At 37.0% G+C, this 22593-nt stretch carries 15 protein-coding genes and 1 tRNA gene; 6 read left to right on the top strand and 10 right to left on the bottom strand.

What is annotated here, in order from left to right:
• Positions 1 to 14: 14 nt before the first annotated feature.
• The 3 genes from PHO43_RS06405 to PHO43_RS06395 form a co-directional block, all read right to left on the bottom strand.
• Positions 15 to 89 (bottom strand) — tRNA-Pro (locus PHO43_RS06405).
• 185 nt (positions 90 to 274) lie between these two features.
• On the bottom strand, positions 275 to 1918 hold the full coding sequence (locus tag PHO43_RS06400) for a glycoside hydrolase family 31 protein (protein WP_288011670.1): 1644 nt from the start codon (positions 1916 to 1918) through the stop codon (positions 275 to 277).
• 21 nt (positions 1919 to 1939) lie between these two features.
• The gene (locus PHO43_RS06395; RefSeq protein WP_052673200.1) at positions 1940 to 3358 is read right to left on the bottom strand and encodes a DUF4832 domain-containing protein; all 1419 of its coding nucleotides are present in this window, start codon (positions 3356 to 3358) and stop codon (positions 1940 to 1942) included.
• A 244-nt stretch (positions 3359 to 3602) separates the two neighbouring features.
• Here PHO43_RS06395 and PHO43_RS06390 point away from each other — a divergent pair, with 244 nt between their 5' ends.
• Complete coding sequence (locus tag PHO43_RS06390; RefSeq protein ID WP_288011668.1) at positions 3603 to 4946, top strand: Gfo/Idh/MocA family oxidoreductase; 1344 nt, start codon at positions 3603 to 3605, stop codon at positions 4944 to 4946.
• Here PHO43_RS06390 and PHO43_RS06385 read toward each other — a convergent pair.
• Positions 4939 to 5799: a DUF4886 domain-containing protein gene (locus PHO43_RS06385; protein ID WP_045090161.1), complete on the bottom strand. Its 861-nt coding sequence runs from the start codon at positions 5797 to 5799 to the stop codon at positions 4939 to 4941. The genes PHO43_RS06390 and PHO43_RS06385 overlap by 8 nt on opposite strands.
• A 113-nt stretch (positions 5800 to 5912) precedes the next feature.
• Positions 5913 to 6911 carry a Gfo/Idh/MocA family protein gene (locus tag PHO43_RS06380; protein WP_053826379.1) on the bottom strand — a complete coding sequence of 333 codons (999 nt, stop codon included), beginning with the start codon at positions 6909 to 6911 and terminating at the stop codon, positions 5913 to 5915.
• A gap of 320 nt (positions 6912 to 7231) precedes the next feature.
• On the opposite strand from PHO43_RS06380, the gene PHO43_RS06375 reads away from it, so the two are divergent.
• The 3 genes from PHO43_RS06375 to aspS all read left to right on the top strand — a co-directional run bounded on the left by PHO43_RS06375 (position 7232) and on the right by aspS (position 12293).
• Complete coding sequence (locus PHO43_RS06375) at positions 7232 to 8878, top strand: ATP-binding cassette domain-containing protein (protein ID WP_045090162.1); 1647 nt, start codon at positions 7232 to 7234, stop codon at positions 8876 to 8878.
• Positions 8871 to 10469 (top strand): ATP-binding cassette domain-containing protein, encoded by a 1599-nt coding sequence (locus PHO43_RS06370; protein WP_288011665.1) that lies wholly within the window; start codon positions 8871 to 8873, stop codon positions 10467 to 10469. Before PHO43_RS06375 ends, PHO43_RS06370 begins: the two co-directional genes overlap by 8 nt.
• 66 nt (positions 10470 to 10535) lie before the next feature.
• Entirely contained in the window at positions 10536 to 12293 is a 1758-nt protein-coding gene (gene aspS, locus PHO43_RS06365) for an aspartate--tRNA ligase (protein WP_045090164.1), read from the top strand.
• 82 nt (positions 12294 to 12375) lie between these two features.
• Here aspS and PHO43_RS06360 read toward each other — a convergent pair whose 3' ends face one another.
• Together PHO43_RS06360 and PHO43_RS06355 are read right to left on the bottom strand one after the other, a co-directional pair.
• A complete protein-coding gene (locus PHO43_RS06360) occupies positions 12376 to 13698 on the bottom strand; it encodes a Gfo/Idh/MocA family protein (RefSeq protein ID WP_045090165.1) in 1323 nt (440 codons plus the stop codon).
• Between the two features lie 112 nt (positions 13699 to 13810).
• Entirely contained in the window at positions 13811 to 14467 is a 657-nt protein-coding gene (locus PHO43_RS06355; RefSeq protein ID WP_288009139.1) for a Crp/Fnr family transcriptional regulator, read from the bottom strand.
• Positions 14468 to 14628: 161 nt separating this feature from the next.
• On the opposite strand from PHO43_RS06355, the gene hcp reads away from it, so the two are divergent.
• Both hcp and PHO43_RS06345 read left to right on the top strand, forming a co-directional pair.
• Positions 14629 to 16272, top strand: a complete 1644-nt coding sequence (gene hcp / locus PHO43_RS06350) for a hydroxylamine reductase (protein WP_288011672.1) — start codon at positions 14629 to 14631, stop codon at positions 16270 to 16272.
• Positions 16273 to 16304: 32 nt separating this feature from the next.
• Positions 16305 to 17543: a DUF438 domain-containing protein gene (locus PHO43_RS06345; protein WP_288011663.1), complete on the top strand. Its 1239-nt coding sequence runs from the start codon at positions 16305 to 16307 to the stop codon at positions 17541 to 17543.
• Positions 17544 to 17662: 119 nt separating this feature from the next.
• Here PHO43_RS06345 and PHO43_RS06340 read toward each other — a convergent pair whose 3' ends face one another.
• From PHO43_RS06340 to eno, 3 genes are all read right to left on the bottom strand, one after another.
• Positions 17663 to 18661, bottom strand: a complete 999-nt coding sequence (locus tag PHO43_RS06340) for a malate dehydrogenase (protein ID WP_288009136.1) — start codon at positions 18659 to 18661, stop codon at positions 17663 to 17665.
• A 133-nt stretch (positions 18662 to 18794) separates the two neighbouring features.
• Complete coding sequence (locus PHO43_RS06335) at positions 18795 to 20996, bottom strand: sodium-translocating pyrophosphatase (protein WP_045090170.1); 2202 nt, start codon at positions 20994 to 20996, stop codon at positions 18795 to 18797.
• Between the two features lie 148 nt (positions 20997 to 21144).
• Positions 21145 to 22428, bottom strand: a complete 1284-nt coding sequence (gene eno / locus PHO43_RS06330) for a phosphopyruvate hydratase (protein WP_045090171.1) — start codon at positions 22426 to 22428, stop codon at positions 21145 to 21147.
• Between the last annotated feature and the right edge of the window lie 165 nt (positions 22429 to 22593).

The raw sequence follows: 22593 nt of genomic DNA, 5'->3' as shown, positions 1-22593 counted from the left end.
CCTTGATTTTCAAGTCGGGGTGGCGGGATTCGAACTCGCGACCCCCTGGTCCCAAACCAGGTACACTAACCGGACTGTGCTACACCCCGAGACTTTCAATAAAAAACGCATCAGAAATATCTGAATGCGGATGCAAAAGTACAACTTATTCTTTTAACAACAAACCTTTTTGGCATTTTTTATTTATAAAATCAGAAAAAACAATCACACTACTCTTTTACTAAGACATGAATGATGTGATTGATTGTTCTGTTTATGAATAAAATGTAATGACTTAAAGCTTTCTAAACCACAGCAATTGATCTAATGGAACATCAAAAGAGAGAGTCTGCCCTCCTTCAATTATATCTCCATTGGCATCAACCCAATTACCCTCTGGAAATCTCACCTCTCTGCTATCTTCTGTGGTAATTATTGGGGCAACAAGAAAATTCTGACCTAACATGAACTGATCCTTGCAATCACCAAATCCTTGATCAGGAAACATAAACTCCATATTGGAGACTATTGGGAGGCCGGTTTTTGCACTCTCCTCGGCCAATTTGACTATTTCAGGAACAAATTTCTGTCGCAACTCAACAGCTTTTTTGACCGCACGAAAATGAACATCGTCAAGTATTCGCCATGGAGCTACTGAGAACTGCATCATTGGCATCAAGGCATGGCATTGTGCAGATCGTACAATCAGTTTAGGATCCAGCTTATCCGAGTCAACATCGATAAATGAACTGTAATCACCTCCACCTATCATATCAGGACAGGAGTATGAGTAGCCCAGCAATCCTGCAGTTGTGATATGTGGAATTAATAACTGTAAATCCTCCCATGTATGATGCTTATCACGAAGTCGCTCAACCAGTGGTTCATTACCCATTTTCCACATTGCTCGATATTCATTGAGAGGGTATTTCAGCCCCAATTCTCCCCATAGTTGTGCATGCTCATTTGAAGTGACATTTTTATATGATAAAACATTGTGTGTATAATACTCCGGATCTCCTGCATCGAGCTTGAATCCATCTATACCATACTCCAACATCATGAAATCGAGCTGCTCTTGAAACCATCCGAGTGCTTCGGGATTAGTGAAATCCATCACCATACTAAATCCATTCCACCATTCAACAATGGCCGGCTTTGTTGCCTTATCCCAGCTTAAATCTAGGTTACCCATATTGTCCATAAGTACCCATTTGTTTTTCATCAAGAAACGTGCCTCTTCAGAGTCAGGTCGAATAAATGGGCATATCCAGATCATAACCTTGAATCCAAGACTGTGCAGTTCGTCCACCATAGCTTTGGCATCGGGAAAGCGATCTTTTCTGAATTCGAACCGGCCATAGTATGGTGCCCAGTTATCATCTATCATAAGTACACCTGGAGGGAATCCATTATCAATTATCTGATGTGCATAATCAAGAATATCCTTTTGATTTTGATTATAAATGAGTTCAATCCATGTGTTATATTGAGGACTGGTAAAAAGTAGCATTTCCGGAAGTTTATTTTTTGGGGGGAAATATTTGCCTGATGCTCCCAGATAGCCCTCTTTTAATGTATTACCATTTTTTTCAAGGTGAATTGGTTCACTATTTTCACTTATAACTATATGTTTTTCCCTAAATTCGAAAGCGAAAGGAGCTTCTGACCAAATATACCTTCCTTTATTGGAGATCAATAGTGGTGAAGCCTGATTCCCATAGGCATTACCATTAAGATTGGCTTTATAACCTTTTTCGAATGGCATTTTCTCACCCTCATTAACAGCTGCTCCATACCATAACTCATTCTCCTCAATTTCTATTATCTGGTTGTAGTCTGTCTGGTTTGCTGAGGTACAAAAAATTAACATCGATGTTAACATCAGCAATGTAGTAGTCTTTGCCAACATCGATAAACTTAGAATTCTTTTTAGCATAATTGTTTAAAAGTATGATTATTATATTTTTTCAAAAATCTTTTCTCCGGAATAATTCTCGCTCATATTTTCTGATGAAACATTGATTGTAATATTCAGATTGTTGTAACCGGTGGAAGCTTCCCAAACGTTATCATTGGCCAATCGTATGGAATAGGCAGGTTTTCCATAAAGCGCAGGTTCAGGGTCCGGCAGATGAAGGTATAGTTTATAATCTCCCTGGGGAATATTAATAGGCAAACCTACCTCTTCTTCAATTATTACATTCTCCAGCGGATGCCAGAAACGAGGTTCAACATCAAGCTGAATCTTGTACTTCTCACCCGATTCAACGTTCTGAAGAATAAGTTCTACTAAACGTGGATTATATAGTGGAGCATAACCCAGGTTTTTAATCGATATACGAGATTTGAAAAGCCCACCCGGCTTAACATTATTGGTATATTCTCCCGATGAAAGTTGAAAACGATATCCCAACTCTCTTTTTATATTATCCATTCCTCCATCTGTAATCCAGGTATTATTCACACCTTTGTAATAATCTTCATTAAGGTATGTCCATCTTAGATAACGCATATCATTTTGAGCCTTTGTGGAAGTAGCAGGGTCAACACCATCAGGTGGGCATGTTTCTCCACCTATAGGTACATAAAGACACTCATTGTTAAGAAAAGCTTTATCCACTACAGGATTCTCATATGTTCCATAATCGGTTGAACTAGCCAGAAAGCAATCGTTATGATGTCCAACCCTTGAGATATCTGATCCTGTGAATGCCTCTTCCAGAGTCAGAGCAGATTTTCGATTAAAGTACTCCTGTTTGTATGCAGGGGTGCGTACCTGAATGGTTCTGTTTTTTGGTACTACCTGAAGCAGCTTTTTTATTACTTCTCGTCTGGCATTTGCATTATAAAGATCATTCGTTGAATAGTACCATTCGCCCCAGGACCCAATAAAGCCTGCCTGAACAGTGGCAATTACATCACTATTTTTTTCAAATATCGGTTTCAGTTGATCGAGGTGCTGTATAATTATTTCGAGCGACGCATCTGGTTCATCCTGTGCCTGAGAATAAGCAAAACGAGGAATTATTTTGATCCCTGCTCTTCTTGTAGTCTCAAAGTCATTATCTATTTCTTTCAGCGCATCGGATGAGAGAGGCTTGTCTTTGAAATTCTTCAGATAGAAATAGCGCATTACGAGAGATATGCCGCTGTTTCTGTAATTTGACACCTGTGTAAAGGATAATGCTCCTGACCCACTACCCGGCTCTATCAGCGAATACTTGTAAAAACCTCTCTCAGGATTTGGGAATATCTCTTCTGTAGGTTGATAGGTAACGCTTTTCAGCTCCCTAACAACTATTTTTTTATCATCTTCTTTACATGAAGTGACTGCCAACAGACAAGACAGTGTAATCAACAAAACATTCATTGTCATTTTCTCAAAGTATTTAAGTTATGGAGTAATGTGGTTTATTATACAAATTAAGCAAATATTATTGAGTTAACTATAATACTATGCTATCCATTGATATTATTAGTTACATAAAATTTCATTGCACAATTTTCCTCTGTAAAAATTATAGTATCTATTTACGATACTATTTTGTTAAAAGCATAAATAAGAATATATTGTTTGTTTATATTTGCATTTAGTTGATTTACTTAACCCTGAAAACATAATGACTACCAGAAGAAATTTCATAAAAAAAGCTGCAATTGGAACTGCTGCTGCATCTGTTGGAGGTGTTTTACCCGGCTTTAGTGCAAAAAGTTATAATAGTATTATTGGTGCCAATGATAAAATCAGAATGGCCGCAATTGGTGTCAATTCACGTGGCAATGCATTGGCAGAAGGTTTTGCCAATGAAAAGAATTGTGAAGTAACCTATGTTTGCGATGTTGATAATCGTGCAATGGATAAATGCTCGTTAACTGTTCTCAAAAATGGAGGTAACACTCCAAAGCAGGAAAAGGATATTCGTAAGCTACTTGAATATAAAGACATTGATGCTGTTTTTATTGCAACTCCTGAACATTGGCATGCTCCGGCTGCATTAATGGCTATGAAAGCAGGAAAACATGTTTACCTTGAGAAGCCTACCGGTCATAACCCCGCAGAGAATGAAATTCTAATGGAAGCTGTAAAAAAATACAAAGTTGTTGCTGCAACGGGTATGCAACGCAGGTCGTGGCCAAACGTTATTAACGCTGTTCAAGAGGTTAGAAGCGGTGCAATAGGTGATGTCTTCTTCAGTAAATGCTGGTATTCCAATAATCGACCCTCAATTGGTGTTGGAAAAGCAACCGAGGTGCCTGAGTGGCTTGACTGGGAGTTGTGGCAGGGGCCTGCACCAAGAGTCTCAAACTATAAGGACAACTATCTTCACTATAACTGGCACTGGTTTTATAACTGGGGAACAGGAGAGGCAGGCAACAACGGTGTTCACTTTATTGATGTTGTACGCTGGGCAATGGGATTAACCTTTCCAACAGCTGTAAATTCGTCTGGTGGCAGATACTATTATAATGACGATTGGGAGTTTCCCGATTCTCAGGTTATTAATTTTGAATTCGGTAATGAAAAATTGATAACGTGGGAGGGCAAGAGTGCTCATGGCAGAGGGATAGAAAACTCTTCTGTTGGTGCAATTTTCTATGGAAGTGAGGGGTCTCTGGTTTTAGGTGGTGGAAATGCATATAAAATATATGACAAAAATGATAAAGAGATAAAAAACGTTACAAGTGATATGGGATTCAATGCAGGTGACACAATCAATCCTACACAACTACTTGACCACTATCATTTTTTGAATTTTCTTGATGGAATTCGTAAGGGAACAGCTTTGAATGCCGATATAAATGTTGGTTGTATAAGCTCAACTTTAGCTTTACTAGGAAATATTGCACAAAGAACTAAAAGCTCATTTATGACCAATCCTGTGAATGGCAGGATACTTGATAATAAAGAGGCTCAAAGCATGTGGGGCCGTGAATATCAGAAAGGTTGGGAAATGACTATTTAGTAATATATTGTGTGATTTCATAAACCCAGATTGGAGTTACTGAAGTTGGCTTAGCTACTGCAGCATGTGCGGCAAGCTGAGCAATCCATGCTTGGTATGGTGTGATTTTATCTGGCACATAACTATTTCCGAGAACTGATTTCCCAAACAACTTCTCATACCAGGTACAGGATGCTGTATATCTTCCATATGTTAATTCTAAATGATACCCATCTCTGCAAAATGTATCTCCCAGACTACTTGACCTGCCATTCTGGATAGCTGTTCCCACAGGTATTACAATATCTATTCCGGCTTTCTCTGCAGCTCTGAAAGAGGCGTCAATTATTGCATTGTGCATCTGGGATTGATAATTATTGTAATTTGCAAAACCTGAATGTGTAGATGACTGTTCATAAGCCCATGTCAGGTGCAATACAAACTGAACATTACTGTTTGTTGCGTTTTTTTTCACATACTCTTTTAGTTCATCGAGATAAGGAAAATATGATTCATAAATTCCAGCTTCTGAACTTACCTGCTGAAATGATATGTAATCCCAATCCTCATCTGTTATTGCATCAATCAGTCTGTAGTCGGGAGTTTCAGTTTTTACTCCATTGACAATCTTTCTATATGAATAGTTACTTGAATTATCCTTTGAATTATTATAATGTGTTTCTAATGAGCAACCTCCAATATACATATTACCAATTACTATGGTATCTCCATTAGCTTCCGCCAGTCCATAAAGGTAGTGCTCTATTGCATCATCTGAAAAACTATTGCCTATGGCCAGAAGCTTAATCTGTTTGCCATATATCGATGTTACTGATATTAGTATAGAAAGTATAAGTATAACAGATTTTCTCATAATCTTATTTTTATCAACTTTGGGTTAAGATCAATTTATTTATTGATGGAAAATAATAGTACTATTTTGTATTAATTGCTAAATTAGAGCTATACTTTTAAAAAACCAATTTTTTATTTAAGACATTTAATTAACCTATGTGCCTCTTCAGCACCTTTTTTATAGGTTTCCTCCATTAAAATAATCTTTCCTTCTTTTCTTTTACTTTCATCAGCTGCTTCAATATATGTGAAGATCTCCAGAGTTTCTTTTTCAGAAACGGGTGATACTCCAGACTTGAAAAACTCCAAAATATTTATTAGTAAAGGCTCATAACCAATATAAGGACCAACATTTAAAACACCCTCGGCAGTAAATGCTTGTCCCCCATATTCAGGTTTTCCTGTACGCATACCTCTAACTGTCCCTATTCTGCCATCCTCCCATAATCCAACTGATATATCTGTTCCCTCTGACGACATCCTATTGACAGCTTTACAACCTTCTCCCATAATAGTAAATAGTGTTTCGACGCCATGTATGCCATACCATGCCAGATCTGCATGAGAAGGCTCATAAGTGGCAGGTGAATAACAGTCAGCACCGATTACTTCACCATAGTCTCCTTTTCTTAGCTTTTGTGCTGCCTCAATATATCTTAATGAAGAGGAAGTAAAGAGTGGTACATTATACTGTTTTGCCAGTTCAAATATAGCTATTGCCTGAGCTAAATTGGCTCCTACAGGTTTATCTATGAATACTGTTTTCCCAGCTTTGAACACTTCATAAGCCTGCTCCAGATGCAAGTTACCATCATTCGTTTCCAGCATAACGAAGTCAACTTTGTTTAATAGATCAGCAATAGAAGGTACTATTTCTACCTCTAATGCCTTTACCTGTTCAATATATTCCGGGATACGTTTGTAACTGGACTCTATAGTTTTTGAACCATAGGGGTAAGCTGCTACAATTCTAAAATCTTTAAATTCCTCCTTTTTATCATCTCCATTTAAAAATCTTGTAAATGCAACTGAATGAGAGGTATCCAGACCAATTATTCCGATTCTATTCTGTGCTTGAGAAACAGTAATAATACCGAATAAAATTGCTATAAACAATGCTTTTGTTTTCATATATTTATCTTTAATACTAATATATGTAGTCTTTTTTCTAATTACTATCAAAATCCAATAGCGATGCACCATTAAGTATTGGAACTCTTATTATCAATTCAAAGGATCTCACAATATGATTAATAACTATTTAATGTAAAAATACAATTTTAACCCATATAAGATTCTTTTCACACTAACATTTTTAAAATTGGTAATTGCAGCGTTAGTATTCTGTTTCTTTCTTTTAAAAACCTCAAATTTAATTATCTTTGCTTTAATAAGTATTTAAACATTTTCTTATCACTTATACCCGATAAGTTAAAAATTACAGTCCGACAATGAGTATTAAACAAGAGAGTGCCTCCGGTTGGCTCAGTAAGAGAATGGCAGGTGCTCGTGGCTATTATATATCTGCCTCTTTTTTCACACTGTTAAGTGCTGGCTGTTTCATAGTCTTCAGCTGGTACTTGTCTGTATTTGCCGCTAATTGGCTCGACAATGGAATTATAGTTCCTGATACATTATTAATTGCATCTGCTTTTCTTGCAGGAAGATATCTGTTTGCTAATATAGAGTCGAGGTTGAATTATAATGCCGGTAATGCTATTGTTGCCAATATTAAAAAGGAGCTTTTCCCGGTTCTTTTACATGACAATAAATTAAGCTCTACCGATAGTGCACTATATGTAACTAAAGTAAGCGATGATTTAAAACCATATTTTTCATTTTTTGTCCCATACTCAGTTGCTACAGTTCTGGTTAGCATTTTATTGCTGGTGATCTGTTTCTTAACAGAAAAATGGGTTGCAATGATACTTATGGTCTCTTTATTCGTAATCCCAATACAGATGGCTGTAATAGGAATAGGTGCTGAGTCAATTCACAAAAAACACACAGATCTTTTTCTGAAATACTCTGCTGTTTTTTATAACAGGATAAAAACTATTGCTGAAACAGTTAACCTGGATAATTTTATACCTCAGTACAAATTCCTGTCACGTAAAAGTGAAGAACTTAATAAAGCTACAACAGATGTAATGAGGGTAGCTATACTGTCATCAGCTATTCTGGAATTATTTGTAACAATTGCTATTGCGGCAATTGCAATTTATCTCGGCATGAGCTTGATGGGGATAATGAATGGTCCGAATTATGGAATGGGTTATAACTTCGGAACTGCCCTGTTTTTATTGACTATTACACCATACTTCTTCTTCTATATTAGAAAGTTTGTGAGTGCGTATCACGACCGCAATAAGGCTCTGGCAGCAGCAGATTTACTTATGCCTATGCTTAAAAATAAAAATGTTTATATTAAAGATAGCATGGATGAACCCTGTAGTAGTCTTATAATTGAAGATCTTAATTTCTCATATCCCGACTCACCAGTTAAAGTTTTACATAATATCAACCATAAATTTCCGGAAAGAGGACTTGTACTGGTGAAAGGTATCTCCGGTTCGGGAAAATCTACTTTGCTGAAGATCTGTACGGGAAGTCTTCAAGTGAGTGAAGGGATCATTGAAGTGAATGGGAAGGATAATTCCTGGTCACAACAATGGTTGAAAGAAAACAGTTCATATATGAATCAGTTCCCTTTTATTTTTGATGGATCTTTGAGATATAACGTATTCCTGAAAAAAGAGATAGAAAAGGGGATTAATTACCCAGAATTTATGAACAATATTTTAATAAAAAAAGAGAATGGATGGGATACCGAACTCACTAATAATGGGGTACAGTTATCGGGTGGTGAGCGGCAACTTGTCACTCTCGCCAGAATGATGCTCCATCCAAAACCGGTGGCCATTTTGGATGAACCAACATCTAATCTTGACTCTTTAACAACTGAATTGATCATATCTGAGATTGTGAAAATGGCTGAGGAGAGACTAGTGATTGTAGCCTCTCACGAACAGCGTTTTGAATTGTTTGCCGATAATGTTATTAACTTAAATTGGGGAGAGCAGATGAATTATGCGTGATTTTGTTTTTACACATATTATAAAACCTTTCAAGGGCAAATGGCTGAAAGGATTCACTTTGCTGATATTATGGACTATAGCTTTTGTTGCTCTTCCTTCAATCTCAGGATGGTTCCTGGCAATATGCAGTGTAGTATTTGTAACTGCTAACACAGCTTTTGCTTATCTTATTCCGTCTGCAATAATACGCCTATTATCTCTATTTCGTACAGCTACTCGATATTTCGAACGTTTAGAGAATCATAAAACTACCTTAAGTGTTCAGCAGAGTCTTCAGCTGAACATATTCAAATCTATTGCACGACTGCCATTTATAAAAAAACAGGTTAATAACAACTCTTCATTGCTCGAAAACAGCACTCATGGAGTTGATCAGTTGTTAAATCATATACTTCTGTGGATATTACCCTTTACAGCTCTATTATTAACTATAGCTGTTTATTTTATATTTCTTCTGTTCTTTTCAAGAGTGATTGCAATAGAATTTATTATCTCTTCAGCAATTTTACTGTTTCTGATTCCTCAAATCATTTTTAGGAGAAACAGGATTTTAAGTGGAAAATTGAAGTCACTCCGTGTAGTTAATCATCAGAATCTTATTCAAAGTTTCAGAGGTAGGATAGAAATATCTAAGTATAAACTTGAAGATAAAGCTATTGATTCACATGAAAAGAATAGACTTAAAATTGAGGGGCTAGAAAAAAAGCTGCAGTTTAACTCATTTAATCTACAGCTTATTGTAGGCCTGGGCTTTAGTTATATAGCCGCTTTTCTGCTTTGGCATTCAAGTAAGCAACCATTGGATGCACCTATTGCAATTGGAATATTTTTCGGTATTATGGCACAGGCTGAACTTTCTGAAATATTATTTGCCGGTAAATCAGAGAGAAGTTCGGTAGAGCAAGAGGCGAAAGATATGGAAGCTTTATTTGAAGAGGGTTCTATACCTGTTAAAGATATACAGGTGAATTCACAACTTAAATTATTAAGTTTAAAAGATATAGAGGCTGTTATTCCGGATACAACGATACATATTGGTCCAATTTCATTCGATATCAGAAATAGTGAATGGGTTGCTGTTTATGGTAAAACAGGCAGGGGTAAAAGCACTCTTTTAAATAGTCTCTTCTATCCCGAATACAGAGAAAATGGGTTAATAACCTGGAATGATGAAGATGAACTTATAAATCTTCCTGTTCCTGCTGTAATATATGTTACACAGAAGGCTTATTTGCTAACCGGTACTCTACGTGAGAATTTCGAAGGTTATCCTGATGAAGAAATTGCAAAGGTTTTGGATATGGTGGATCTTACTTCATGGTGGATTGCTTTGCCTGATGGATTGGATACATGGATTGGAGAAAATGGTGAAACACTAAGTGGTGGTCAGAGGAAAAAACTGCTACTTGCACAGGCTCTGCTTAAAAGACCTCAACTCCTTGTTGTGGATGAACCAACTGCCGGTATTAGTACTGAAAATGCTATTGAGATATTTAAAAATATCAGGTCTGATTACCCAGATATATCTATCCTTATGGCTACTCATATGAAAGAGTTTGAGTCTGTTGTTGATAAGGTTATAAGGATTTAATGTCATTTTTGATTTTATTATGTACATTTGCAGTTAAATTTTAATGTAAATCAACGGAAATCATTTATGTACAGAAGTAAGACATGTGGCGAGTTACGACTGACCGATGTAAACAGTGAAGTAACATTAGCAGGATGGGTATCTAAGATTCGTAAGATGGGTGGTATGACTTTTATTGATCTTAGGGATCGATATGGCATAACACAGCTTTCATTCAATCAGGAGGTGAATAATAACCTATGTGAACAGGCTAATAAGCTTGGGCGCGAGTGGGTTATTCAGGTTAAGGGTATAGTTAAAGAGCGTAGCAGCAAAAACAGCAATATTCCTACGGGAGACATTGAGATTATTGCTACGGAACTTACTGTATTGAATGCTTCCAAAACTCCTCCGTTTACTATTGAAACCGAGACTGATGGTGGTGATGAACTTCGTATGAAGTATCGTTATCTGGACCTGCGTCGAAGTGTGGTTCGTCAAAATCTGGAGCTTCGTCATAAAATGACTTTTGAAACTCGTCGCTATCTCGATGAAAGGAATTTCCTTGAGGTTGAAACTCCTGTACTTATTGGTTCTACACCTGAAGGTGCACGTGACTTTATTGTTCCTTCAAGAATGAATCAGGGTGAGTTTTATGCACTTCCACAATCACCTCAACTATTCAAACAGTTGTTGATGGTTTCAGGATTTGATCGCTATTTCCAGATTGTTAAATGTTTTCGAGATGAAGATTTAAGAGCTGACAGGCAGCCGGAGTTTACTCAAATCGACTGTGAGATGTCGTTCGTTAATCAGGAGGATGTTCTCAACATGTTCGAGGGCCTTACAAAGCATCTTTTCAAGAATATTAAAAATATTGAACTTCCGGATTTTCCCCGTATAAGCTATGCTGATGCAATGAAATTGTATGGTTCAGATAAACCTGATATTCGATTTGGTATGACTTTCACCGAAATCAAGGATTTAACAACTGGACAAGGTTTTGGGGTGTTTGATGATGCAGAATATGTTGCTGCAATTTGTGCAGAAGGGTGTGCTTCTTATACCCGCAAACAGGTTGATGAGCTGACTGATTTCGTGAAAAGACCTCAGGTTGGTGCTAAAGGTCTGATCTACGTCAGATATAATGAAGATGGTACAGTTAAATCTTCAGTAGATAAGTTTTATAGTGAGGAGATTCTTAAAACATGGATCGAAAGATGTGATGCAAAACCAGGTGACTTACTGCTTGTACTTGCAGGTGAAACTGAAAAAACGCAGAAACAGTTGAATGAACTTAGACTAGAAATGGGTAATCGTCTTGGTTTGAGAGATAAGAACGATTACAAATGCTTGTGGGTTGTTGACTTCCCTCTTCTTGAGAAAGATGAAGAGCTAGGTCGTTTCTTTGCCAAACATCATCCATTTACATCTCCTAAACCTGAGGATATTCCACTTCTGGACAGTGATCCAGGTGCTGTACGCGCAAATGCATATGATATGGTAATTAACGGAGTTGAAATTGGTGGAGGTTCTATTCGTATTCACGATAGCCAATTGCAGCAAAAGATGTTTTCTGTCCTTGGCTTTTCTGAAGAGCAGGCAGAATCACAATTTGGCTTCCTTATGAATGCTTTTAAATATGGTGCTCCCCCTCATGGAGGTATAGCATTTGGGTTGGATAGATTTGTATCGATATTCGCAGGACTTGACAGTATTCGTGATACTATTGCATTCCCGAAAAATACAGCTGGCCGTGATGTTATGATAGACGCACCTTCAAAAGTAGCACTGGAGCAGCTTGACGAACTAGGAATTATGCTTAAGCCTATTGAATCAAAATAAAACTCTCTGACAATAATGAAATAAAAAATAAAAGCTGCTAATAAGCAGCTTTTATTGTAATAAAATCCTGTTTAATTAATAGTTACAAAACGTATCCTTCTGTATATGTTTTATTGAACAGACGATTTGCATCTGCTTCAGGGTCATCTACAAACTTTTCTGCTGCAGGATCCCATTTAATTGGTCTGCCAAGATCATAAGCGATATTACCTAGTGTACAAACTACACATGAACTGTGGCCTACTTCTACTGGTACTGCGGGTTCTGTTCTGTTTTTAACTGACTGAATGAAATTAGTTAGGTGAGGTATTTGGGTTTCGTAAGCTCCAGTAGTTTCTTCAACCTTAACAGGTAATAAGCTATCATCAGATGCTAAGAAATGCTCTCTTGAAACTTCAATCCAACCTTTATCTCCCCAGAATTTAACACCTTTAGTCATCTGATCGTTAAATGGCTCTTCTGTCATTACAACACCATTTGCATATTTGTATGTAAGGAATTTGGTATCCTGATAACCTGCTGGAATAATTTCAACCGGTCCGTTACCATCCATTTCCAAACCCCACTGAGCAATATCAAACATATGAGCACCCCAGTCGGTAGTAAATCCTCCACCTAACTCTTTATACCAGCGCCATGCTCCCCAAATTTGCTCATTCTGCTCAGGTTCAATTGTGATTACAGGATTGAGTTGTGAATTGTAGTGTACATATTCAGATGGTCCTAACCATAGCGGCCAGTTTAAATCAGCAGGTATAGGTTCTTCCGGCAGATCGTAAGGTGTTGGTGGTGCTCCAACATAAGCATTAATTCTTTCAATTTTTCCAAGTTTGCCTTCCTGTACCATTCTAACAGCATGCTGGAAATTAGCATCGGAACGTTGCTGGCTGCCTACTGCTAAAATAACGCCATTAGACCTTACAGCTTTAATCAGTTCTTGACCCTCTTTTATTGTGAATGTCAATGGTTTTTCAAGGTATACATCTTTCTTCGCCTTACATGCCTGAATAGCGATGAATGCATGCCAATGATCAGGCGTTGCTATCACAACAGCATCTATATCATCACGCGCAATTAAATCTGTGTAATTTTCATAGACATCTACCACTACTTCATTTTCACTGCTTGAGTAGTACTCGCTAACTCTCTTTTTAAAACGCTCTCTTTTAACACCATACACATCACAGCCAGCTACTACTTTTACATCGGGCATACCTATGTATCCATTCAACAGGTACATTGCCTGCTGTCCCAGCCCTATAAAACCCAAACGAACTAATCCTTCGGCTGAGGTTGATTCTTTACTTTGTTTGCATGATGAAAGGAATTGTGGAAAGGCAGCAACTCCAACTACTCCAACGGCAGCCGTTTTGATAAAATTTCTTCTTGTTAATTGATTACTCATGACTTTAGATTATTATTGTTTAAACTACTTTTCAGATATTTTAATTGCAAATATATAATTTTTTATTATCTATTTGCATTTTTAACATGGAAATGTATTATTTACTAAAAGATTAAATCATGCTCTCCAGTTTCCCTCTGTCCAAAACTTTGACTTCTCTTTTATAAATAGATATCAACTCTTCTCTGATCATATCTCCCAAAGTGCGTGCAAGTGAAGGACGCTGCACTCCAAAATATTCGGCCAACTGACTTTGAGTCCTTCTTAATATGAAAGTGTTATTTTGTGGTGTTGTGTTTTCAAGTATATATAGCGATAATTTACCTTTTAATGATTTGATAGACATCATCTGAACCTTCTTGGAAAGAAATACAGTCATATTTGAATTTAATTCCATGAAATTGGTAAGAAGTTGCTCGTTATTCATCATCTCCTTTAACCATAGCGTTTTAGGAATTATGTAAAACTCACTTTTCTGCATAGATATAACATCAACAGGATATCTGTTTTCGGTTGCTACAAGAAATGCAGGAGCTAAGGGTCGTACTGGTTCGATAAATTCTATTTCAACAACATTACCATCCTTGGTCACCATCTCCGTTCTGACCAACCCCTCAACAAGTATGTAAAGTGAATGAATTATATCACCCTGTCGGACTACATGTTGACCTTTCTCAAATGTTACAACTTCATTTACTGAACGCGATAGGATCTCATCAATTTCATTCTTTGTTAGGTCGTAAAATAGGGGGCAAGCAAATAATTCCATTTTCATTGATTGTTAGAAAACAAAGATACATAAAAAACTGCCCCTTCTATTTAATAAAATAGGTTAAAATGATCAGTTGTAACATTGGTTACACAATTGAAGAATTGAAGAAGGTAATTTTGGGGCAGAATATTTAAAATATATAACTGAAAATGGAGAAAATGTTTTGTTATCAATGTCAGGAAACCAGTAAGAATGAAGGTTGTACTATAATTGGAGTTTGTGGTAAGACAGCTGATGTGGCCAATTTACAAGATCTGCTAATGTTTCTGTGTAAAGGTATTTCTCATTATACTATGAGACTTAGAAAACTTGGCATCGAGATATGTGAGATTGACAGGTTTATAGTGGACAGTTTATTTATGACCATTACCAATGCAAATTTTGATAAAAGTAGATTTATTACCCGGATATTGATGGCCTATGAGATGAGAAACGCTGCCAGAGAACGCCTGATTTCAGCTGGAGGCAAAATAGATGACATCAAATTTGATGGTGCTCACTGGGTTGGTGAAACTGAGGAAGAGATGGCAGAAAAAGCATTGGAAGTGGGTATATTAACAAATGATAATATTGATATCAGATCACTTCGTGAATTAACAACATATGGCTTGAAAGGAATGGCTGCGTACGCTGAACATGCTTATAATCTAGGTTACACTGATAGTAAGATATACAGTTTTATACAAAAAACTTTAGTGGATTTAACTGATGACACTCTCTCCATTAATGATCTGACATCTCTTGTTCTAGAGACCGGCAAGTATGGTGTACAGGTAATGGCATTACTTGACAGGGCAAATACATCCAGTTATGGAAACCCGGAGATTACCAAAGTAAACCTTGGTGTTAGAAATAATCCTGGTATTCTTATTAGTGGACACGACTTGAAGGATATGGAGGAGCTGCTCAAGCAGACTGAAGGTACAGGTGTTGATGTTTATACTCATAGTGAAATGCTTCCTGCACATTATTATCCGGCGTTTAAAAAATATAGTCATTTTGTGGGTAATTATGGTGGTGCTTGGTGGAATCAGATCAATGACTTTGAGACATTTAATGGAGTTTTCCTATTTACAACCAACTGTATTGTTCCTCCAAGAAAAAATTCTACTTATGGAGATCGAGTATATACAACAGGTGCATCAGGGTTCGGGGGATTTAAACATATTGAGGATCGCAATGATGGTCACCCTAAGGATTTTTCTGAACTTATTGAACATGCTAAAAGATGTAGTGCACCCACAGAGATTGAAAATGGAGAAATAGTGGGAGGTTTTGCTCATAACCAGGTAATTGCTTTATCAGATAAAATTGTGGAAGCTGTTAAAAATGGTGCTATTCGTAAATTCTTCGTTATGGGTGGATGTGATGGACGAGTAAGAGGTAGAAATTATTATACTGAGTTTGCTGAAAAGTTGCCTAATGACACTGTAATTCTGACTGCTGGTTGTGCAAAGTATCGCTATAATAAACTGCCGTTAGGAGATATAAATGGTATTCCACGTGTGCTAGATGCTGGACAATGTAACGATAGTTATTCGTTAGTTAAAATTGCACTTGCCTTGAAAGACGCATTCGGACTAGATGATCTAAATGACCTTCCTATTGTATATAATATTGCATGGTATGAACAGAAAGCTGTTATTGTTTTACTTACGCTACTCTCATTGGGCGTCAAGTATATTCATCTGGGCCCCACTCTACCTGCTTTCCTTTCACCTAATGTAGCAAATGTGCTGATTAATATGTTTGGGATCTCAGGGATAACAACTGTTGATGAAGATTTAAAGGTATTTATGTAAAATTGATCACTACTAAATTAAAAAATATCGATATGAGCGAATTTATTAATAACTCAACAATGCGCAAAGAGAAGCTTCGCAGCCTTTTACTAGAGCTTCACAATGGAGGAAATCCTGCATTGCTGCGTCGACATCTTATTAATGCACTTAGAAATATTCCCTATAACGAAGTTGTAGAGGTTGAACAGGAATTAATAACAAGTAATTCACTTACTGAAAAGGAGATTCTGGAGTTTTGTGATTTACATACTGCTGTACTTGATGGAAGTATTGACTTAGATGGAGCAAAAGATGTACTTCCTGGACATCCTGTAGATACTTTCATTAAAGAAAACAGTGCGATCCGTAAGCAAATAGAAGCTTATAGAGTGGTAAGTAAAGAAATAGATAACATAACAGACTCTGAGGTTCCTGGCTATGTTCTTCAGCTTCGTTCTATTTTCAACAATTTTTCAGATATAGATAAGCATTACAAAAGAAAAGAGTATCTTCTTTTTCCGTTTCTTGAAAAGCATCTTATTACCGGACCTCCTAAAGTAATGTGGGGGAAGCATGATGAGACACGTGAGCTTCTTAATAAATCTCATGAAGCACTCACCTCTCCTATCACTGATTTAAAGGATTTAAGAATAATTCTCATCAACTCACTTGACATTACTGTTGAAATGATTGAAGGAATGATTAAAAAAGAGGAGGAGATTCTTTTCCCTATGTCGATGGATACATTGAATGAAGAGGAATGGTATAAAGTATATCAGGAAACTCCTGAATTCGGATACTGCTTGATTGATCCGGAAGATGAGTGGGCTCCGGCAAATATGAAAGTAGAAAAGCAGACTTATGTTCAGACTGATGGGATAAGATTATCTTCAGGAGCTTTTAACATTAACGAACTTGAAGCTCTTTTCCAATATTTGCCTGTTGATATAACTTTTGTAGATAAAGACGATAAGGTTAGGTTCTTTTCACATAGTCCCAACAGGGTATTTGAACGAAACCGTTCAATAATAGGTCGTGATGTAAGGATGTGTCACCCACCGGGCAGTGTACATGTTGTGGAGCAAATACTAACTGATTTCAAAAGTGGTAAGGAAAATAAAGCTATTTTCTGGATATCAGGATTCCAAAAAGATCGGTTTATAGTTATTGAATATTGTGCCCTTCGTGGTAAGGATAATGAATATCTAGGTGTTCTGGAAGTAACACAGGATATTACTAAACTACGAAGTTTGGAAGGTAACCAGCGACTATTATCATATGAGAAAAAATAACATAGCTCTGTAAAGTATTTAACAAACAGATTGTTAACAAGTAAAGCCGGCAATATTGCCGGCTTTACTATTATCAACTCATTATTCACCTCTATTTTTTCAAATATAAAGTCAATCTATTAGAGATTTGGGTTTACGCTATTCCACTGATCGGTAGTAGGAATAATACCCATAGAAATAACTTCATCGCGTAATTTAACAAGATGGCTGTAACTCTGTTTCAGTTCAGCTAATTCAGCTTCTGTACCATTTACTTTACCAAAAGAAACACCATTCTTATCAAGTGTTGTTTCCATTGCCATCATGATATGCTCGAAACCTTGCTCATTCACATAACAACCTGCTGGCCAGCGGAAAGCTTCACCACCCATAGTTGCACGTATCATCTCAACAGATGTATAAGCTGGACTCTGGAATGAAGAACGACCTCTCAACTTAATGATATTTGCACCACCTTTAGTAACACGAGTTTTAAGTTCAGCCCATTCTTCATTGGTAAGTGCATCTGTACCAATCAAATCGGTTAATGGTTTACCATCTACTTTAGCAGTAGAAGCAAATACAGCCATCTGTTCACCATGACCACCATATGTACGTGCATTAGTAACTTTATTTTGGGCTACACCAAAATGTTTAGCCAGTTCACTTTGTAATCTTGTACTATCTAACGCAGCTAATGTAGTAACTTGTGAAGGTTTAAGGCCTGAGTAGATCAATGCTACAAGACCAGTGATATCTGCAGGATTAAAGATCACAGTCAAGTGTTGCAAGTCAGGACAGTAAGATTTAATATCTTTTCCTAATTGTGCTGCAATTTCAGCATTACCTTTCAGCAAATCTTCACGTGTCATGCCATCTTTACGTGGTGCACCTCCGGATGAAATCATATACTTGGATCCGGTAAATGCTTCTTTTACATCTGATGAGTATGTAAAATTGATATCATCGAAACCACAGTGACGCATTTCTTCAACTACTCCTTCAAGTCCTTTTTCAAAAGGGTCATAAAGGCAGATGTTTGGAGTTAAACGCATCATGGCAGCTGTTTGTGCCATATTGGAACCGATCATACCGGCAGCTCCTACAATTGTTAATTTGTCGTTCGTTAGAAAGCTCATAATTGATTAATATTTAAATGTTAGTGATTCTGCTTTAACAAAGTGATTTAGGACTTCAAATATACGAAATATTGCCATATCACCATCTATGCATTTTAATAAAATTCACTAAAATACGCACTGAAAGAAGTGTTTAAAGCAAACTCCAAGCAACTGTAAGTCCAGCCATTACTATAGAAACCATACTCATAAGTTTTATAAGGATGTTAAGTGAAGGACCTGAAGTATCTTTAAATGGATCACCAACTGTATCGCCTACTACTGCAGCCTTATGGGCATGACTACCTTTGCCTCCCAGATTTCCCATTTCGATATACTTTTTAGCATTATCCCATGCACCTCCTGAATTTGCCATAAATATAGCCATTACAAAACCTGTACCTAATCCCCCGGCTAAGAGTCCCATTACACCCGAAACTCCCATAATCAATCCTGTAACAATTGGAACAGTAACAGCAAGCAATGATGGGAACAGCATTTCTCTCTGAGCTCCTTTAGTAGAAATAGAAACACATCTTGCATAATCAGGTGTATCCTCACCTGTAAGAATTCCTTTAAATTCACGGAACTGGTAACGTACTTCCTCAACCATATTTCTTGCAGTCCTTCCAACTGCGTTCATTGTAAGGCCACAAAACAGAAATACCATCATTGAACCTAGGAAAATTCCAGCTAGTACTTTTGGATTCATTAATGTAACCTGGTAGTAATTCATAAAATCAACAAAACTTGCTTTTGCTACATCAACTGTATGACCATCAGCAAATTCAAGTACATTGTCATTTACTCTTAAGAGAGCAACTCTAATCTCCTCTACATAGGAAGCCAGTAAAGCCAAACCGGTTAAAGCTGCTGAGCCTATAGCAAATCCCTTACCGGTTGCTGCTGTTGTGTTACCTAAAGAATCCAACATATCTGTTCTTCTTCTTACTTCAGGATCCAAGCCACTCATTTCGGCTATACCACCTGCATTATCAGCAATTGGTCCATAAGCATCTGTTGCAAGTGTTATGCCCAGAGTTGAAAGCATTCCTACAGCTGCAATTGCAATACCATATAGCCCCATGCTTACATTCTCGGCTGTGAGCATATTAGCAACATCAAACCGTATAGCTGACAGATATGCAATCAGAATAGCTACAACAATAGATAGTACAGGTATTACAGTAGAAATAAATCCAGTACCAAGTCCTGATATTATTACAGTAGCTGGTCCTGTTTTTGCACTGTTTGCAATTTCAATAGCCGGTTTATGAGATGATGATGTAAAATACTCTGTTCCTTGTCCAATGATTATACCTGCCAAAAGACCAGTTATTACAGAGAATGACAATCCTATCCAATTACTGAAACCTAATATATAGAGTATCCCAAAAGTGAATATAGCTATAAATAGTGCACTTATATTAACTCCTCTGTTAAGTGAATCCATAAGTTGTTTAACAGTTGCATCCTCTTTGGTTTTTACCAGGTATATCCCAAGAATTGAAAGAAAAACACCAATAGCGGCAATCAGCATGGGTGCAAATACTGCATTTTCCTGCATAGTTGGATTAAGAGCAAAAGCTGATGCTCCTAATGCTGCAGTAGATAATATAGATCCACAATACGATTCATAAAGATCAGCTCCCATACCAGCAACATCACCAACATTATCTCCAACATTATCTGCTATGGTAGCGGGATTACGCGGGTCATCTTCAGGAATACCAGTCTCCACTTTACCAACTAAATCAGCACCAACATCCGCTGCCTTTGTATATATTCCCCCACCAACACGGGCAAAGAGAGCCTGAGTTGAAGCACCCATACCAAATGTCAGCATCGTAGTAGTTATCATAATTAATTTATGTCCATGATCTGCATTATCAACAAAAAAATCAAGTATCAGATACCAGAGTGAAATATCCAACAAAGCAAGTCCAACTACAACAAGTCCCATTACTGCTCCTGAACGGAATGCAATTCTTAATCCACTGTTCAATGATTTCTGTACTGCATTGGCAGTTCTTGCTGAAGCATAAGTAGCAGTCTTCATACCAAAAAATCCTGCAAGTCCGGAGAAGAATCCTCCTGTTAGAAATGCAAAGGGCACCCACTTATTTTGTAGTCCAAAAAATGACATTGTCACAAAAATGAGAGAGAGAATAATAAAAACAATAATTACAACCTTATATTGTTGTTTCAGATAAGACATTGCTCCCTCACGTATAAAACCGGCTATTGTCTTCATCTTTGGAGTGCCTTCATCCTTTTTCATTAAACTTCTGAAAAAATAGAATGCGCATAATAATGCTGCAATTGATGCAATCGGAACTAAGTAAAAGTAATTCATAGGTTGGTATTTAGAGTTTTACATTAAATTGGTATTATTTGCAAAGATGATAATTTTAATTTATAAAACTGTAAAAATTATCCGGAAATAAAGGTCAAAAAAAACCACCCTGGATGTCAGGGTGGTTATAAACTAAGCTACAAGACTATTATTTAATCTTCTTATAACCATATACTGCTCTATCACCGAGTTCTTCCTCAATACGAAGCAGCTGGTTGTATTTTGCCATACGATCTGAGCGACTGGCAGAACCTGTTTTAATTTGTCCTGCATTAGTTGCAACTGCGATGTCAGCAATTGTTGAGTCTTCAGTTTCACCTGAACGGTGTGAAGTAACACTAGTATAGCCATGTCTGTGAGCCATTTCTATAGCGTCAAGAGTTTCAGAAAGTGTACCAATCTGGTTTACTTTAATTAGAATTGAGTTAGCGCAACCCTCTTTGATTCCTTTCTTAAGGAAATCAACATTAGTAACAAACAAGTCATCACCTACCAACTGACATTTGCTGCCGATTTTATTTGTAAGTAACTTCCAGCCTTCCCAGTCGTTTTCATGCATACCATCTTCGATTGAATCGATTGGGTATTTTGTTATAAGCTCTTCTAAGTAAGCAACCTGTTCTTCACGACTACGTTTTTTGCCATTTTCACCTTCAAATAAAGAGTAATCGTAAATACCATCTTTATAGAACTCAGATGCAGCACAGTCTAAAGCAATTGTAACATCTTCAGCTGGTTTATATCCTGCATTCTTGATTGCAGTAAGAATTGATTCAAGTGCTTCCTCTGTACCACCGCTTAAGTTAGGAGCGAAACCACCTTCATCACCAACAGCAGTGCTTAATCCTTTATCATGAAGTACTTTCTTCAATGCATGGAATACCTCAGTACCCATACGAAGACCTTCCTTAAATGATTTTGCTCCAACAGGACGAATCATAAATTCCTGGAAAGCAATAGGAGCATCTGAGTGTGATCCACCATTGATGATATTCATCATAGGAACAGGTAAAACATAAGTATTTGTACCACCAATATATCTGTAAAGGGGTAATCCAAGATAGTTAGCAGCTGCTTTTGCTACTGCAAGAGAAACACCTAAAAGAGCATTAGCACCCAAGTTAGATTTTGTTTTAGTACCGTCCAGTTCCAGAATTTTTGCATCAATCTGAGTCTGTTCCAATACATTCATACCAATTAAAGCAGGAGCTATAATATCGTTGATATTTGCTACAGCTTGTAAAACACCTTTACCCAGGTAACGGCTCTTATCACCATCACGAAGTTCTAATGCTTCATTCTCACCTGTTGAAGCGCCTGATGGAACAGCTGCACGACCAAATGCACCCGATTCTGTTAATACATCTACTTCAACTGTTGGATTACCTCTTGAATCCAAAATCTCTCTTCCTAAGATACTTACAATTCTCATGTTGTTGATTTTTATATGTAATAAAATAGTTCTAATGAAATGGATCATTAATTAACTTAACAATCCTACTTGACTGAGTTACAACCTAATACCTTCAATCTTATATTATAACTTTTAATACCGCAAATATACATATTTTTCCTGTAAAACTCTCTGTTTATTAAT

Origin of the sequence: Lascolabacillus sp., assembly GCF_028696275.1 — a bacterium.
Classification (GTDB): domain Bacteria; phylum Bacteroidota; class Bacteroidia; order Bacteroidales; family Dysgonomonadaceae; genus Proteiniphilum; species Proteiniphilum massiliensis.
This window is presented reverse-complemented; position numbering and strand designations above follow the sequence as displayed.